Here is a 17,523-nt window from a genome sequence, read left to right as displayed (position 1 = left end):
TTAGGTAAAATAATGTTATAAAACGTAAATATTTAATTGATAATGATTATCATTTTCTATTATAATGTTCTCTAGGAGGTAAGAAAATGCAAAAATTATTTAAATATATTCTATTAATTTTATCAGTTATTTTAATTTTATCAGCATGTAATAAGCAATCGGATTCAAATTCTTCATCTAGTAAAAATACCATTACAGTAAAAAATACATATGAATTTAAGGATAAGAATCATACACATAGTAGAGGCAAAAATAAAACAGAAACAGTTAAAGTACCAGTTAATCCAAAACGTGTAGCAGTACTAGATTATGGCGCGTTAGATATTATGCAACAAATGGGACTTCAAGATAAAATAGTTTCTATTGCTAAAGGACAAGGTGCTTCATTCTTACCTTCTTCCCTTTCGGAATTTAAAAACAGTAAATATACAAATCTAGGCAATCCTGGAAGACCTAATTATGATGAATTAGCTAAATCAAAGCCTAATGTTATCTTTGCTTCATTTAGACAATCACATACAAAAACAATAGATGAAATGAAAAAAGCGGCGCCTAATGCTAAAATTTTATTTGTTAGTCCCGATAATGATCATTATATTTCATCAATTAAAGAACATACGACATTGTTTGGTAAAATTTTCAAAAAAGAAGAAAAAGCAAAAGCGCTTAATCATAAATTAAGTGAAGAAGTGAAAGAGACTAAAAAAGTAATGAATAATGATACCGTATTACTTTTAAATGTTGATGATAAAGGCATTAGTGTCTTCGGACCAACTGGTAGATTCGGGGGCTTCTTAAATAAAGATTTAGGAATTAATCACGCTGATCCTAAAATGAAAGCAAATTCAGCTGGTAATATAGTTACTAATGAGTATTTAAATAAAATTAATCCTAATAAATTGTTTGTAATTAATCGAACTAAAAATGCGGATGACAAAACGTTACCTTCTGCTTTAAATAATAAAGTGATAAAAGATATGAAAGCAATAAAAAATCACCAAGTATATCAATTTGAAGCTAACGCTTGGTATTTTAGTGAAGGTGGTATTGAAACAACTATTCATCAATTAAATAAAATTGAAAAAGCCTTTAAAAAATAATCATGTTATACACCATTAATAATATAAATAGGAGTGGGATAACGAATTCAAAATGAATTCTATCCTACTCCCTTATATTTATCTTCTATCACGACGGCGATACATGTACTCGTCGTGATCATATTTTTTCATCTCTTTTTCCAATTGCTTTTCTTTACGTTCTCGGCGCCATCCTCTTGTAAAATACCATAAAAGGAAACTAATCATTAAACTTATAATGGCAAGAAAAGCCGCATAGCCTAATAAAGGCTGGAACGTTATATTATAAAAATTAGGAATAAAGAAAGCTAATATTGCTAAAACAACGAAGGTAATTACTGTTGCTGAAAACCATTTTTTCAGTACCAATGTACAAAAGACAGTTAATATCATCATTGCTACGATTGTAATCCAAAGATAATTTGGCATATCAAATATCGTCATAAAAAACGCCTCAACTTTTATATTTTATAATATGTAATATACAATACTTTTATAAATAATTATACCTTCTTAATTATTAAAATGACTCAGACTAAAGGCTTAAAACTGAGTTTACAAATAATATTATGTATAATATATATGAGACTAACTATTTAGGAGTGAATAAAATGAACACAGGCTTACCACTCAGAAAACATGTTCCAGATAATGAAAAATGGAATTTAGAAGATTTATTTACGAATGATGAAGCATTTTATAATACTTTAAATGATGTATTAGAGAAATCCGATCAATTTAATCGAAAATATAAAAATAATTTATCAGAAACTAAAATTATTCTAGATGCGCTTAAAGAATATGAAGACTTACTTATACAATTTGATCGATTAGGTAATTATGCTGAACTTAGATTAAGTGTCGATACTACAAATGAATTAGCGCAAACGTTAAATGCCAAACTATCAACATCTTATGGTAAGATATCTAGTTTATTATCATTTGTTGAATCTGAAATAATGATACTCTCTGATGATAAATTAAAAGAGCTAAAAGAACAGTTCAATAGTCCTCATTATCTAGAAAAATTAATAAAACGTAAACCTTATCAATTATCTTCAGAAGTTGAAGAAGTGCTTGCTAGTTTGTCACCTACTTTTCAAAGTGCTTATGAACTCTATGGAACAACTAAAATGCTTGATATTGCGTTTGAATCGTTTGAACATAATCATGAAACGTATCCTTTAGATTATGCAACTTTTGAAAACGAATATGAAGACAGTTCAGATCCAGAGTTTAGACGTAAAAGTTTCGAAGCTTTTAGTAATGCATTACGTAAATATCAACACACAACAGCTGCAACATATAATCAACATGTGCAACAAGAAAAAATTGAGGCTAATTTAAGAGGCTATGATTCTGTTATAGATTATTTACTACAAGAACAAGAAGTTACACGTGAAATGTATGATAGACAAATTGATGTCATCATGAGTGATTTAGCACCTGTGATGCAAAAATATGCCAAAATACTGCAAAGAATTCATAACTTAGATAAAATGCGATTTGAAGATTTAAAAATATCAGTTGATCCAAGTTATGAACCAGATATTTCAATAGAAGACTCAAAACAATATATTCACGGTGCTTTAGGTGTTTTAGGCGATGACTATATTAAAATGGTTGATAATGCTTATAATCATCAATGGATTGATTTTGCTCAAAATAAAGGTAAAGATACTGGCGCGTATTGTGCTAGCCCTTATTTTACGCATTCATATGTATTTATTTCATGGACAGGTAAAATGGCAGAAACCTTCGTATTAGCGCATGAATTGGGTCACGCTGGTCATTTTACATTGTCACAAAAACATCAACATTTATTAGATTCAGAAGCATCTATGTATTTTGTAGAAGCGCCTTCTACAATGAATGAAATGCTAATGGCAAACTACTTATTTAGTAATAGTAATGATGCACGTTTTAAACGATGGGTGATTGGCTCAATCATATCTCGCACATATTATCATAATATGGTCACGCATTTACTAGAAGCAGCATATCAAAGAGAAGTATATAAAAAAGTTGATAACGGTGAATCTTTAACAGCACCGGTTCTTAATAAGTTAATGAGAAATGTTTATGAACAATTCTTTGGTGATGCGGTTGAACTTACTGATGGAATGGAATTAACTTGGATGAGACAACCACATTATTATATGGGATTATATTCATATACGTATTCAGCTGGATTAACTATTGGCACAGTGGTCTCTCAAAAAATTAAAAAAGAAGGACAAAAAGCAGTCGATGCATGGTTAGAAACGTTAAAAGCTGGAGGAAGTAAAAATCCAGTTGAACTTGCAAAAGTAGCAGGCGTTGATATAACAACAAATGCCCCACTTAAATCTACTATTGCGTATATTTCAGAATTAGTAGATGAAGTAGAAATACTTACAAATGAAATCGAACATAATTAATGTATTATAAAGGAGTGAGACACTATTCAAAATGAATAGTGTCTCACTCCTTTACTTTGATTTTTTTAGTTTGAATAAAACTATCAACTATAAAGTAGTTTAACGATCATATTTATCAAAATGTTCACCAGTAAAGTAATAATAAACACTTTCTGCTATATTTCTTACATGATCCCCTACTCTTTCTAAGTTACGTGCAGCTAAATGCGCTTGTCCAGCTACAAACGGATCATTATCAATTAGATAAGTTGTGTTAACAATATTCACGTATAAATCGTCAATATCTTTATCACGTTCGATAATTTCTTTAATCAATGTTAAATCTTCATTTTTAACAGCAGTATTTAAGTCTTCTAACATTAATAATGCAAGTTTACCCATTGTTTTTAAACGTGTTAAGACATAATGATCTGTAATTTTTACTCTTAGTCGAATATGAGCGATATTTGCAGCATTATCCCCCATTCTTTCAAAATCAGTAGAAATTTTTAAAGCTGCTATCATCATTCTTAAATCAGTAGCAATGGGTTGTTGTTTCGTAATTAACATGATTACTTGTTCGTTAATGTCATAATCAAATTTGTTAATTTCTTTATCTTTTTCAATAACGTGTCTAGCAAAGTTTCTATCATCTTCACTCAATGATTCAATAGCATTGTTAACATTTGAATAAACACGAAGACCAAGACGACGAAGTTCTTTAATTAAATCGTCCAATTGGCCTTCATATTTTTGTCTAATAATTTTCATTAAGCATTAACCAAAACGACCAGAAATATAATCTTCTGTTTGTTTGTCTGAAGGATTAGAGAAGATTTTATCAGTATCGTCATATTCATTTACATAACCATTAAGGAAGAATGCTGTTTTATCAGAAACACGTGCAGCTTGTTGCATGTTGTGTGTAACCATAATGATAGAATAATTTTCTTTTAATTCTTGAACAAGTTCTTCAACTCTTAAAGTAGAGATAGGATCTAATGCAGACGTAGGTTCATCCATTAAAATAACATCTGGTTCAATTGCTAAACATCTAGCAATACAAACACGTTGTTGTTGTCCCCCTGATAATCCATACGCATTTGTATGTAATCTGTCTTTTAATTCATCCCAAATTGCAGCACCACGTAATGACTTTTCAACAATTTCATCAAGTAATTTTTTATCTTTAATACCATGGATTTTTGGACCATAAGTAATATTGTCATAAATTGATTTAGGAAACGGATTTGGTTGTTGGAATACCATTCCTACATTCGTTCTTAGTTTTTCTTTTGAATAGTTGCTATCAAAAATATTTTGTCCTCTGTATAAAATTTTACCCGCAGTTTTAACTGATGGTACTAATTCAACCATACGATTTAATGTTTTAATATACGTTGATTTACCACAGCCAGAAGGTCCGATAATCGCAGTGACATTATTTTCTAAGATATCTAAATTGATGTTTTGTAAAGCATGATTTTCACCATACCATAAATCTAAATTTTGAGTTGAATAAACTACTTTTCTTTCACTGTCAGGTTTAATATCTTTTTTATTTTCATTATTAGTTGTTACAATTGTTGTCTTTTGCGACTGATTGTCGTTATGTTGTGTGTCGTTTGTTGGATGAGTGTGATTTGAGTGTTGATCAACAACATCTTCAACGTTCTTTTTCTTTTCATCTACATTGATTTTTGCCATATATAAAACTCCTTTTATTTTAAGAGAGAAAGCAGAAACCTTTCTCTCTATCCCAAATAACTTTAATAATAAAATGCTTAATATTTTCTAGAAAATTTATTACGTAAGAAAATTGCTAAACCGTTCATTAATAATAAGATAACAAGTAATACGATAATACCTGCTGATGCCACGTTTTGGAATTCAGCTTGTGGCATTTTAGCCCAAGTATAAATTTGAGTTGGTAAAGCAGTAAACATTGAGAATAAACCAGATGGTACTGCTAAGAAAATAGTCGGAATACCGATTAAGATTAATGGTGCTGTTTCACCTAATGCACGTGAAAGTGATAAAATAAATCCCGTTAAAATACCAGGTAAAGCAGCGGGTAAAACCACTTTTCTAATTGTTTGCCATTTGTTTCCACCTAGACCATAAGATGCTTCTCTTACAGAATTAGGTACGGCACGAATCGCTTCCTGACTTGAAACGATAATAATCGGTAAGATAAGTAATGACATTGTTAAAGCAGCAGCGATAACAGTATTTCCTAAAGATAATGATTCAATACCAGCGCCACGTACAAATAATGTTAAACCTAATAAACCAAATACAATTGAAGGGACACCAGCTAAGTTAGAAATACAAATTTTAACGAAACTTGTAAACATATTATCGCGTGCGTATTCTTCAAGATAAATTGCTGTACCAACACCTAAGATAATAGAAATTGGGATAATAGTAATCATTAACCATAATGTACCAGCTAATGCGCCTTTAATCCCAGCTTGTGATGGTGTTGAAGATGAGAAACTTGTAAAGAATTCAGGTGTTAAATGTCCTACACCTTTTACAAGTGTTTGAATCAGTAGTGCGGCAAGAACGATTAAAGCAAATACAATACATGCAAAGAATAGCCATTTATTAAGACTATTTTTTTTATCACGACTAGATAGATTTTTTTCGACTTTATTTTTGTCAACTAAACCTTTAGCTCTTGGATCAGTCGTTGCTGTCATATTAATACTCCTCTCTATAACGCTTAGATATCCAGTATGAAATTAAGTTCATAATTAATGTGAAAATGAATAATGTGAAGCCAACTGCATAAATACTATAGTAAATATCTGAACCGAATGTCGCATCACCTGTAGCAATTTCAACAATATAACCTGTCATTGTTTGAATAGAGCTTGTTAATGTTAAAGATGATGTCGGTGAACTACCTGCAGCTAATGATACGATCATTGTTTCACCAATAGCACGAGAAATACCAAGTACAATTGAAGCAATTACACCAGAAGCGGCAGCTGGTAATACGACTTTAGTTGCCACTTCAAATTTAGTTGAACCTAAACCAAAAGCACCTTCCCGCATTTTATTAGGTACAGAAGCCATTGCATCTTCACTCATACTTGTAATAATTGGAACAATCATTATTCCAACTACGATACCAGGACTGATAGAGTTAAAACTATCGAGTTGAGGTATAAATGTTCTTAATAAAGGTGTTACAAAAGTTAAAGCAAAGAAACCGAATACGATAGTTGGAATACCAGCTAAGATTTCAAGAATAGGTTTAATAATACGTCTTGCTTTATCGCTTGCATATTCACTTAAGTAGATTGCAGCCCCTAATCCGATAGGAACAGCCACTAAAGTACCAATGAAAGTGATTTTTAAAGTACCAAGAATTAAAGCCCAAATACCATATTTAGGATCAGAACTTGTAGGGCTCCAATCTTTAGTAAAAAGAAACTCAGTAATTGAAACACGTGTAAAGAATGTGATTGTTTCAGTGATTAACGTAAATAGTATACCGATAGTTGTTAAAATAGAGATGGCAGCAATAATTCCTAAAATAATTGGCACGATTTTATCAGAAAATCCACCTTTTTTAGCGTTATTTTTAGCTATCATCTCTCTAACATTAGTGTTAGAAGCCATATGTAACCCTCTCTTTTTATTTCTCCCAATAGATTTTAAAAAAGAGCAGGAAATTATCAGGTAACGAATGAGTTCAAATTAATTTAAAACACTTTAACAATCACCCATGTATATATCCTGAACAACTCATGTAACATTTACATGAGTTGTTAATTCCCAGCCCTTTATATTAATAATGATTATTATTTGTCAGAATCTTTTTTGTATTTATCTAATTCTTTAATTTCATCTTTATAAACTTTGCTTGGTGAAGCAACGTATCCAGCATCTTCAGCTGATTTACCTTTATCATCTAAAGTGAATTTCAAGAATTCTCTCATAACATCATTATCTTCTAATGATTTTTCTTTAACATATAAGAATAATGGTCTACTTAAAGGATAAGAACCATCTTGGATAGTCTTTTTAGTAGGTTCTACAGATTTACCATCGTCACCTTTAATTTTAACTTCTTTTAATTTATCTTTATTTTGTTTATAAAAGTTATAACCGAAGTAACCAATACTTTCTTTGTTTTTCTCAACTGATTGAACGATAACGTTAGTATCTCCATTTTTTTGAGCTTTGATATCTTGTTTATCCATAACTTCTTCTTCCCAGAAGTCATAAGTACCATGACTTGAGTTTGGAGAGAAAGCTTTGATTTCTTTGTTAGGCCAGCTAGAATCTACATCTTTCCAAGTTTTAGCTTCGCCACTGTAGATTTTTTTCAATTGATCTTTAGATAATTCTTTTACAAAGTCATTATCTTTATTAACAGCAACAGTTACACCATCTTGTGCAATTTTAAATTCTTTATATTTAATGTTTTTGTCTTCTAATTTTTGTTTTTCTTCATCTTTGATAGGTCTAGAAGCTTGTGAGAAGTCTGTTTCACCAGCGATGAATTTTTCAAAACCAGCACCAGTACCTGCTTGACCAGATGAAATAGTTGCGCTTGGATGATCTTTAGCCCATTTTTCATTTAATTTTTCAACGATTGGAGCAACAGTAGATGAACCTTCACCTTTTGCAGAACCTTCAAGGTCTTTTCCATCTCCTGAACCACTGCCGCCACTATTTCCACCGCCACATGCGCCTAAAAGAACAGTAGCACCTAAAACAGTTGTACCAACTAATTGCCATTTCTTCATTAAAACATCCTCCTAATTATAGATAACCCAAAATGTTATATGTATTTCTTACAATGCTTATATTACATACTTTTTGTTAATGTAAAATAGAGTAATTGTAAATATTTTGTTAATTTATCAAAAAACTTATGTTTTATATAAATAAAACCCATAAAAAAACCATCGAAAGTGTTACCTTTCAATGGTTTTGAACTATCTATATAATATAGAAGAAACTCGTTTTTCATGAACTCATTATTCTTGAATAAGGGTTTTACCTTTTTTAGTTAATGTAATTTTTCCAGTTTCAATATTTATAATTTTTCTTTTATATAAATGACCAATTGCACGTTTAAATGAACCTTTACTCATGTTGAATACTTCTTTAATTGCTTCCGGACTTGATTTATCCCAAAATGGAAGTTCACCATCATACTCTACTAACAAATCAAAGATGACTTGACCATCTTCATCTAAACGTTCATGTGCGAGTGGTAAGAATGAACCGTTCAATTCACCTTTTTCATTATGCCCGATAATACGTACTTCTACAGCTTCGCCTAGTCTTGGCTCATGTTTACGTTCAGACTCATGTACAAATACTTTGTAACCATCCTCAGTTAATAAAAAAGTACCGATACGTAATAAACGATAAGGTCTTGCTTTTAATACTTGATTTTGCATATCATCATTAGATACAGGTGTAAACATTTTTTCCACAATTGTTTCACTAGCTAAACGCGCGAACATTTGATGATCTCTATCGATTCTTAATGTGACTAATACATAATCTCCTGATTGAGGCCATAACGATTTAACTTTAGGTAAATCTTCCCATGGAATAAGCACTTCTCTTGGTAAACCAACATCTACTCTTGCACCATCTCTATCTGTTTTTAATACTTTTGCAAAATCATATTTATCTTTTGTAATATCAGGCATATTTTGAGTAGCAAATAATTCACCTGAACGGTTTGGATAAATGAAGAAACTATATTCTTCTCCAATTTCGAATTCATCTTCCTCATTGATTTCTGACTGATTTAACTTCACTTGTTCACCATTTGGACCTTTTAATAAATAAGTAGAGCCTTCCAATCCAAGAACTTCTAGAAATTCAATTGAACCAACGATATCTTTGTCTAATGCCATAGTTGTCTCCTTTAAGCAGTGTATTTCTAAGTATTATAACATGAGTTTTGTAAAGTATCATTGACATAAATGATATAAGGTCGAATATAGGAACATTATATGATATAATTTTTTGCGTTAGATAAACGATGAATAAAGGAGTAAATGAATGTTACAAGTTACGGATGTAAGTTTACGTTTTGGTGATCGTAAACTATTTGAAGATGTAAATATTAAATTTACTGAAGGTAATTGTTATGGACTTATCGGTGCGAATGGTGCAGGTAAATCTACTTTCTTAAAAATCTTATCTGGAGAAATTGATTCACAAACGGGTCATGTTTCTCTTGGGAAAGATGAACGTTTAGCAGTATTAAAACAAGATCACTTTGCTTATGAAGATGAACGTGTATTAGATGTAGTTATAAAAGGTCATGAACGTCTATTTGAAGTGATGAAAGAGAAAGACGAAATTTATATGAAACCTGACTTCAGTGATGAAGATGGCATTCGTGCAGCTGAATTAGAAGGTGAATTTGCTGAAATGAATGGATGGAATGCCGAAGCAGATGCAGCTTCCCTACTATCAGGACTTGGTATTACCCCAGATTTACATGATAAGCAAATGTCAGAGTTAGAAAATAATCAAAAAGTAAAAGTATTATTGGCACAAAGTTTATTTGGAGATCCAGATGTTTTATTACTCGATGAGCCTACCAATGGTCTTGATATTCCTGCCATTAGTTGGTTAGAAGATTTCTTAATTAACTTTGAAAATACTGTCATTGTCGTATCTCATGATCGTCATTTTTTAAATAATGTATGTACACATATTGCAGATTTAGATTTTGGCAAAATCAAAGTCTATGTTGGTAACTATGATTTTTGGTATCAATCAAGTCAACTTGCTCAAAAAATGGCTCAAGAACAAAACAAGAAAAAAGAAGAAAAAATTAAAGAATTACAAGACTTCATTGCTCGTTTCTCTGCGAATGCGTCAAAATCAAAACAAGCAACTAGTCGTAAGAAGCAATTAGAGAAAATTGAACTTGATGATATTCAACCATCTTCAAGACGTTATCCTTATGTGAAATTCACCCCAGAAAGAGAAATTGGTAACGATTTATTAGTAGTTGATGGTATCTCAAAAACAATTGATGGTGAAAAAGTTTTAGATAATATTTCATTCACTATGAATCCAAATGATAAAGCTATTTTAATTGGCGATAGTGAAATTGCTAAAACTACCCTATTAAAAATACTTGCTGGTGAAATGGAACCAGATGAAGGTTCATTTAAATGGGGAGTGACAACTTCATTAAGCTATTTCCCTAAAGATAATTCTGATTTCTTCGAAGGCGTAGATATGAATTTAGTTGAATGGTTACGTCAATATGCTCCTGAAGATGAACAAACTGAAACATTTTTACGTGGCTTCTTAGGACGTATGCTATTTAGCGGTGAAGAAGTTAAGAAAAAAGCAAGTGTATTATCAGGTGGAGAGAAAGTACGTTGTATGTTAAGTAAAATGATGCTTTCAAGTGCCAATGTTTTACTACTTGATGAGCCAACGAATCATCTTGATTTAGAAAGCATTACAGCTGTTAATGATGGATTAGCTTCATTCAAAGGATCAATTATCTTTACTTCATATGATTTTGAATTTATTAATACAATCGCTAATCGTGTGATTGACTTAAACCAACCAGGTAGTTTATCTAAAGAATTGCCATATGAAGAATATCTAAAAGAAATTGGTGTGTTACAAAAATAAAATAACAGGATTTTAATAAGGTATCTTCTATTTTTAAAATTTAAAATATGTATAAAACTGTCGATAAATAACGAACTTTATCGACAGTTTTTTTATAAAATATTATTATTTTCGAATTATTGTTATTATTTACACAAATTACTTATTATTACTATCTCTTTTCTTTAACAGTAATATTACTTTAATAATTTTCAGTTTATTTCAAAAAATCACAAAAATCGGTTTACAGTTAAAAGGTGCTTATGTATAATTAAAAACATAGTAATTGAATAAGAAATTGATGAGGCGCATCAATCATTAGTATATATTAGAATACTGTCTGCCACGGCTAATATAGAAAGGGTGCGATGCCGAAACGAATTGCAACCGCAGTAAGCGTTCGTTGGACTTTGTGGTTAAGAGCTGAGAGTTTGTCATTATTATTTAATAATGGAGTGCATCACTTGTATATAAATTACGAGCAAGTTCGCACATTCCGAACTTGCTCTTTTTTATGACGTGTGCCCCTAAATTCTAGGAGGTAAAATCTTGAAACGACGTGTTTTAAAGTTCGGTGGTTCATCTGTCGCCGATTTTACAAAGATAAAAAATATTGCAGAAATGCTTAAACGCCGTGTAGATGACGGTGAACAACTTATTGTTGTCGTAAGTGCTATGGGCAAAACAACAGATCAATTAATGGAAAATGTTTCTCATCTTACAACAACACCAAAAGATGAAGAACTTGCTCTATTATTAACAACTGGTGAACAACAAACAGTTTCTTATTTGTCGATGGTATTAAATGATATTGGCGTAAGTGCTAGAGCTATGACTGGATATCAAGCAGGTATCAAAACAGTAGGTCATCATTTAAAAAGTCGAATTGCAGAAATTAATCCTGAAACATTTAACAAGGAATTTAAAGACAAGGATGTTTTAGTTGTAGCAGGTTTCCAAGGAGTGAACGACGAATTAGAGTTAACTACGCTTGGTCGTGGTGGTTCAGATACGACTGCTGTTGCATTAGCAGCTAGTAATCAAATCCCTTGTGAAATTTACACTGATGTTGATGGCGTTTATGCTACTGATCCAAGAATGTTGAGTGAGGCAAAACGTTTAGATTATGTGTCTTATGAAGAAATGATGGAAATGAGCGCTTTAGGTGCTGGTGTGTTAGAAACAAGAAGTGTAGAACTTGCTAAAAATTATGATATCCCCTTGTATTTAGGTAGAACGTTATCAAATGTGAAAGGAACATGGATTATGCCAAGAACAGAAATATTAGAAAAAAAAGCCGTAACTGGAGTTGCATTAGATACACATATGATGCATGTAACAATTAGTTATCCTCTTCCAGATAATCGACTTCTAACTCAATTATTTACTGCTTTAGATGAAGGTTCAGTTAATGTGGATATGATTTCTCAAATCGTAAATGTTGAAGGTTTACAACTATCTTTTTCTATTAAAGATAGTGATGTACAACAAATTTCAAGTATCTTAGAGGAACTTTCTACAACATTTGATGCATTAGATTATAAAATTAATGAAGCGTACGTCAAAATTTCATTAATTGGTTCAGGAATGCGTGATATGTCTGGTGTAGCTTCAAAAGCATTTATTACGTTAATTAATTCTAATATTCCATTTTATCAAACAACAACTTCTGAAATTAGTATTTCTTATGTTATTGATGCAGAAAATGGAAATAAAGCGGTTGAAGTTTTATACGATGCTTTTGATATTTAAACTTAAGTTAAAATAAGTAATTTAAAATTCAATTAATATTTAAATGGAGTGATTCTTTTATGACAAGATTAGCAGTAGTTGGAGCAACAGGATTAGTCGGAACAAAAATGTTAGAAACAATTGATCGTAAACATATTCAATTTGATGAGTTAGTATTATTCTCATCAGCAAGATCAGCAGGAAAAGAAATTGAGTTTCAAGGGAAAACATATACAGTTCAAGAACTTACAGAAGAAGCAGCAAGTGAAAAATTTGATTACGTGCTAATGAGTGCAGGTGGCGAAACAAGTAAACAATTTGCCCCTATTTTCGAAAAAGCTGGAGCAATTGTTATTGATAATTCAAGTCAATGGCGTATGGCAAACGATGTGGACTTAATTGTACCAGAAGTTAACCAACCAGAATTTAAACGTGGTATCATTGCCAATCCTAACTGCTCAACAATTCAGTCGGTCGTGCCACTCAAAGTTTTATACGATGCTTTTGGATTAAAACGTGTAGCTTATACAACATATCAAGCAGTTTCAGGTTCAGGGATTAAAGGTAAGAGAGACTTAGCTGAAGGTGCGAATGGTAAAGCTCCAGAAGCTTATCCACATCCTATTTATAATAATGTTTTACCACATATTGATGTTTTCTTAGAAGATGGATATACAAAAGAAGAGCAAAAAATGATTGATGAAACACGAAAAATTTTAGGACAACCTGACTTACGTGTGACTGCAACATGTGCACGTGTACCTGTTCAAGATAGTCATAGCGTAGAAATTGATGTCACTCTTGATAAAGAAGCAACAGTTCAAGAAATTAAAGATTTATTTGAAAACGATAATCGTGTTGTTTTAGTAGATAATCCTGAAAATAATGAATATCCTTTAGCTATTAATTCAACAGGTAAAGATGAAGTGTTTGTAGGTAGAATTCGTCGTGATGACTCACTTGATAATACTTTCCATGTTTGGTGTACTTCAGATAACCTACTTAAAGGTGCAGCTTTAAATGCAGTTCAAGTGTTAGAACAAGTCATTAAATTAAAAGGAGCTAGATAATATGGCACATATTTTTGAAGGTGTAGGTGTAGCGCTTGCTACTCCATTTACTAATAATGAAGTTGACTATAAAGCATTAGAACAACATGTTCAATTTTTACTTGATAATAATGTTAAAGCAATTATTGTAAACGGTACTACAGCAGAGAGCCCTACTTTAACAGAAGAAGAGAAAGAAACAGTACTTCAAGCAGTGATTAAACAAGTTAATCATCAAGTGGCTATTATCGCTGGAACTGGTACAAATAATACAGCTAAATCTATTCAAGCTTCATTACGTGCTAAAGAATTAGGTGTAGATGGTATTATGTTAATCACACCTTACTATAATAAAACGAATCAACGTGGCTTAATTAAACATTTTGAAACTATCGCGAATGAAGTTAAGTTACCTGTTGTTTTATATAATGTACCTTCAAGAACGAATATGACAATTGATCCTGAAACAGTCGAAACATTAAGTCATAATGATTATATTGTAGCTATTAAAGATGCTACAAATGACTTTAACTATTACGAAGAAGTAAAAAAACGTATTCATCAAGATGAATTTGCTCTTTACAGTGGTAATGATGATAATGTCGTAGAATTCTATAATCGCGGAGGTAATGGCGTAATTTCTGTCATTGCTAACGTTATTCCGAAAGAATTTCAAGCACTCTATGATGCTAAACAAAATGGGAAAAAAATTGAGAAAGACTTTGAACCAATTGGTCAATTGTTAGATGCACTTTCAGTTGATGTCAACCCTATTCCAATTAAAGCTCTAACAAGTCATTTAGGATTTGGAAATTATGAATTAAGATTACCTTTATTACCACTAGAGAAAGAAAAAGCAAATGTATTAGTGAATGCTTATAAAGCGTTTAAAGCGGAGGAATAAAAATGAAAATTTTACTCATTGGATATGGCACAATGAATCAACGCGTTGCCAGATTAGCAGAAGAAAAAGGTCATGAGATTATTGGTACAATTGAGCCAGAAGACCATCAACATTCACCATATAAACCTTATCATCATATTGCAGACGCACAAAATGAAGCTGATGTAGCGATCGACTTCTCTAATCCTAATCTATTATTACCTTTATTAGATGAAGGTTTTGAATTACCTTTAGTGATTGCTACTACTGGTGAAAAAGAAAAACTAATTCAAAAATTAGAACAATTAAGCGAACGTATGCCTGTTTTCTTCAGTGCAAATATGAGTTATGGCGTCCATGCATTAACTAAAATTCTAGAAGCAGCTGTTCCCCTTTTACACGATTATGATATTGAGTTAACTGAAGCTCATCATAATAAAAAAGTAGATGCGCCAAGTGGCACGCTAGTCAAACTTTATGATGTTATTAAAGAATTACGTGAAAATGTAACGCCTGTTTACGATCGACATGAGCGAACTGAAAAACGTGAAAAAGATGAAGTCGGTATTCATTCAGTTCGTGGCGGTACAATTGTAGGCGAACATGATGTTTTATTTGCTGGCACAGATGAAACAATTACCATTTCTCATAAAGCGCAATCTAAGGACATTTTTGCAAATGGCGCAATTACAGCTGCTGAAAAATTAAACACAAAATCAAATGGTTTCTATACATTTGACAACTTATAAAATAACTTAAGGAGATTCTAAACTATGGTACAACACTTATCTGCACAAGAAATTATTCAATATATTAGTGATGCTAAAAAATCAACACCATTAAAAGTATACGTAAATGGACAATTCAATGACGTCACTTTTCCTAATACATTTAAAGTATTCGGATCTGATGATTCAAAAGTAATATTTTGTGAAGCGGATGATTGGAAAACATTTTATGAAACCAATCAATCACATATTACTGACTTAGAAATTGAAATGGACCGTCGTAATTCTGCTATTCCTTTAAAAGACTTAACCAATACAAATGCACGTATTGAACCAGGTTCATTCATTCGTGAACAAGCTATTATCGAAGACGGTGCCGTTGTGATGATGGGAGCAACAATCAATATTGGCGCTGTTGTAGGTGAAGGCACTATGATTGATATGAATGCAACATTAGGTGGTCGTGCGACAACGGGTAAAAATGTTCATGTAGGTGCCGGTGCAGTATTAGCGGGCGTTATTGAGCCACCTAGTGCTTCTCCAGTAGTAATCGAAGATAATGTATTAATTGGCGCAAACGCAGTTATTCTAGAAGGCGTAAGAGTTGGCGAAGGCGCTATTGTAGCTGCTGGTGCTATCGTGACTCAAGATGTTCCTGCCGGTGCGGTTGTAGCTGGTACACCTGCTAAAGTCATTAAACAAACATCTGAAGTTCAAGACTCTAAACGAGAAATTGTTGCAGCGTTAAGAAAATTAAATGATTAATGACAAACTTGAATAATTGAATGCTAAAGGCTGGGACAACATGTTCTCAGCCTTTACAATTAAATGAATACATAAGTTGAATAATAAATGAATAAAGGATTGATTAAGATGAGCGAATTAGAATTTGTCACACAACATAGAAGACATTTACATCAACATCCAGAATTAAGTCTTCACGAATTTGAGACAACTCAATATATTACTCGATTTCTAGATGAATTAAATGTACCTTACGAACAACCTCTTGAAACGGGTGCTATTGCATATTTAGAAGGTAATAGTGACCATACAATTGCATTTCGGGCAGACATTGACGCCCTACCCATTTTTGAAGAAAATAATGTCGATTATCGTAGTCAAACAGATAATGTGATGCATGCTTGTGGTCACGATGGTCATACAACAGCATTGATGTTATTTGTTAAACGATGTAAGGTGATGGCTGATCAACATCAATTACCTCATAATGTCGTGTTTATCTTCCAACCAGCTGAAGAAACAGGCGGAGGCGCAAATCGCTTAATTAAAGCAGGTGCTTTTAATCAATATCCTATTGAAGCAGTATTTGGCATTCATGTCAATCCTTTCGCTGAGGAAGGACAAGTCGTGATACGCGATGAAGAAATTACAGCAAGTGCCACTGAATATCGTTTTTTCCTAAAAGGATTATCTAGTCATGTAGCTGATAAAGAGCAAGGTCATTCATGTGGCGAAGCACTGATTCATGTTTTAAATCAAGTTGGTCAAATACAGCAATATCATTTAAATGGACTAAAACGTAATATTGTTCATATGGGCCACTTTAATGCAGGCGAAGCAATTAACACGGTGCCTAGTAACGGTTATTTAGAAGGAACTATTCGTACTTATGATGCCACTGATTTAAATATTGTGAAAAATCAAATGAATAAAATTGCAAAAAGTGTGAAATTATTATTCAATGTTGATTGTGAAGTCAAATTTGAAGAAGGATATCCTGCTACAATGAATAGTCCTAAACTACGTCATACCGTTGAAAAATCTATTCTATCTGCTAATTTAGAAGTTATTGAAAAGCCTCTGCCATTTTTATTCGGCGAAGACTTTAGTTTTTATGGCCAACAATTAGCACCGTCTTACTTTGCTTTTGTAGGAACTCGAAATGAAGATAAAGGCTTTATCACAGGCTTACATACATCGCATTTAAATTTTGACGAAAAAGTGCTTATTGATGTTGCCAATTACTATGAACAAATATTGAACCATTATGGAAAGGAGTAA

General features: G+C 32.0%; 16 protein-coding genes and 1 riboswitch. Of the genes, 9 read left to right on the top strand and 7 right to left on the bottom strand.

Annotation, left to right across the window (positions count from 1 at the left end; genetic code table 11):
- The first annotated feature begins 86 nt into the window (after window positions 1-86).
- Window positions 87-1,100 carry a siderophore ABC transporter substrate-binding protein gene (locus HMPREF2881_RS06160; protein WP_002488546.1) on the top strand — a complete coding sequence of 338 codons (1,014 nt, stop codon included), beginning with the start codon at window positions 87-89 and terminating at the stop codon, window positions 1,098-1,100.
- Window positions 1,101-1,178: 78 nt separating this feature from the next.
- On the opposite strand, the gene HMPREF2881_RS06155 is transcribed toward HMPREF2881_RS06160, so the two are convergent.
- Window positions 1,179-1,523 carry a hypothetical protein gene (locus HMPREF2881_RS06155; RefSeq protein WP_002449774.1) on the bottom strand — a complete coding sequence of 115 codons (345 nt, stop codon included), beginning with the start codon at window positions 1,521-1,523 and terminating at the stop codon, window positions 1,179-1,181.
- A 167-nt stretch (window positions 1,524-1,690) separates the two neighbouring features.
- On the opposite strand from HMPREF2881_RS06155, the gene pepF reads away from it, so the two are divergent.
- Complete coding sequence (gene pepF / locus HMPREF2881_RS06150) at window positions 1,691-3,499, top strand: oligoendopeptidase F (protein WP_002449848.1); 1,809 nt, start codon at window positions 1,691-1,693, stop codon at window positions 3,497-3,499.
- A gap of 99 nt (window positions 3,500-3,598) precedes the next feature.
- Here pepF and phoU read toward each other — a convergent pair whose 3' ends face one another.
- The 6 genes from phoU to cvfB form a co-directional block, all read right to left on the bottom strand.
- Complete coding sequence (phoU, locus tag HMPREF2881_RS06145) at window positions 3,599-4,249, bottom strand: phosphate signaling complex protein PhoU (RefSeq protein ID WP_002449706.1); 651 nt, start codon at window positions 4,247-4,249, stop codon at window positions 3,599-3,601.
- 6 nt (window positions 4,250-4,255) lie between these two features.
- Complete coding sequence (gene pstB, locus HMPREF2881_RS06140; RefSeq protein WP_002449852.1) at window positions 4,256-5,185, bottom strand: phosphate ABC transporter ATP-binding protein PstB; 930 nt, start codon at window positions 5,183-5,185, stop codon at window positions 4,256-4,258.
- A gap of 77 nt (window positions 5,186-5,262) precedes the next feature.
- Window positions 5,263-6,183 (bottom strand): phosphate ABC transporter permease PstA, encoded by a 921-nt coding sequence (gene pstA, locus HMPREF2881_RS06135; RefSeq protein ID WP_002449903.1) that lies wholly within the window; start codon window positions 6,181-6,183, stop codon window positions 5,263-5,265.
- A gap of 1 nt (window position 6,184) precedes the next feature.
- Window positions 6,185-7,111 carry a phosphate ABC transporter permease subunit PstC gene (gene pstC / locus HMPREF2881_RS06130; RefSeq protein ID WP_002449801.1) on the bottom strand — a complete coding sequence of 309 codons (927 nt, stop codon included), beginning with the start codon at window positions 7,109-7,111 and terminating at the stop codon, window positions 6,185-6,187.
- Between the two features lie 182 nt (window positions 7,112-7,293).
- Complete coding sequence (locus tag HMPREF2881_RS06125; protein ID WP_002449750.1) at window positions 7,294-8,244, bottom strand: PstS family phosphate ABC transporter substrate-binding protein; 951 nt, start codon at window positions 8,242-8,244, stop codon at window positions 7,294-7,296.
- Window positions 8,245-8,478: 234 nt separating this feature from the next.
- Complete coding sequence (cvfB, locus tag HMPREF2881_RS06120) at window positions 8,479-9,375, bottom strand: RNA-binding virulence regulatory protein CvfB (protein WP_002449860.1); 897 nt, start codon at window positions 9,373-9,375, stop codon at window positions 8,479-8,481.
- Window positions 9,376-9,523: 148 nt separating this feature from the next.
- Here cvfB and HMPREF2881_RS06115 point away from each other — a divergent pair, with 148 nt between their 5' ends.
- The 7 genes from HMPREF2881_RS06115 (at window position 9,524) to HMPREF2881_RS06085 (ending at window position 17,523) form a co-directional block, all read left to right on the top strand.
- Window positions 9,524-11,128 (top strand): ABC-F family ATP-binding cassette domain-containing protein, encoded by a 1,605-nt coding sequence (locus HMPREF2881_RS06115; RefSeq protein ID WP_002449802.1) that lies wholly within the window; start codon window positions 9,524-9,526, stop codon window positions 11,126-11,128.
- A 272-nt stretch (window positions 11,129-11,400) separates the two neighbouring features.
- A riboswitch (Lysine riboswitch) is annotated at window positions 11,401-11,576 on the top strand.
- Between the two features lie 77 nt (window positions 11,577-11,653).
- Complete coding sequence (locus HMPREF2881_RS06110) at window positions 11,654-12,859, top strand: aspartate kinase (protein ID WP_176744869.1); 1,206 nt, start codon at window positions 11,654-11,656, stop codon at window positions 12,857-12,859.
- 59 nt (window positions 12,860-12,918) lie between these two features.
- Entirely contained in the window at window positions 12,919-13,908 is a 990-nt protein-coding gene (locus HMPREF2881_RS06105) for an aspartate-semialdehyde dehydrogenase (protein ID WP_002488524.1), read from the top strand.
- 1 nt (window position 13,909) lies between these two features.
- A complete protein-coding gene (dapA, locus tag HMPREF2881_RS06100) occupies window positions 13,910-14,791 on the top strand; it encodes a 4-hydroxy-tetrahydrodipicolinate synthase (protein ID WP_002488541.1) in 882 nt (293 codons plus the stop codon).
- Between the two features lie 2 nt (window positions 14,792-14,793).
- Window positions 14,794-15,519: a 4-hydroxy-tetrahydrodipicolinate reductase gene (gene dapB / locus HMPREF2881_RS06095; protein ID WP_002488532.1), complete on the top strand. Its 726-nt coding sequence runs from the start codon at window positions 14,794-14,796 to the stop codon at window positions 15,517-15,519.
- Between the two features lie 24 nt (window positions 15,520-15,543).
- Window positions 15,544-16,263 carry a 2,3,4,5-tetrahydropyridine-2,6-dicarboxylate N-acetyltransferase gene (dapD, locus tag HMPREF2881_RS06090; protein WP_002449858.1) on the top strand — a complete coding sequence of 240 codons (720 nt, stop codon included), beginning with the start codon at window positions 15,544-15,546 and terminating at the stop codon, window positions 16,261-16,263.
- Window positions 16,264-16,371: 108 nt separating this feature from the next.
- Complete coding sequence (locus tag HMPREF2881_RS06085; protein WP_002449799.1) at window positions 16,372-17,523, top strand: amidohydrolase; 1,152 nt, start codon at window positions 16,372-16,374, stop codon at window positions 17,521-17,523.

Origin of the sequence: Staphylococcus sp. HMSC057A08 (assembly GCF_001812925.1) — a bacterium.
Taxonomy (GTDB): domain Bacteria; phylum Bacillota; class Bacilli; order Staphylococcales; family Staphylococcaceae; genus Staphylococcus; species Staphylococcus hominis.
The sequence above is the reverse complement of the archived record's forward strand: the minus strand, read 5'-3'. Positions and strand labels throughout refer to the sequence as shown.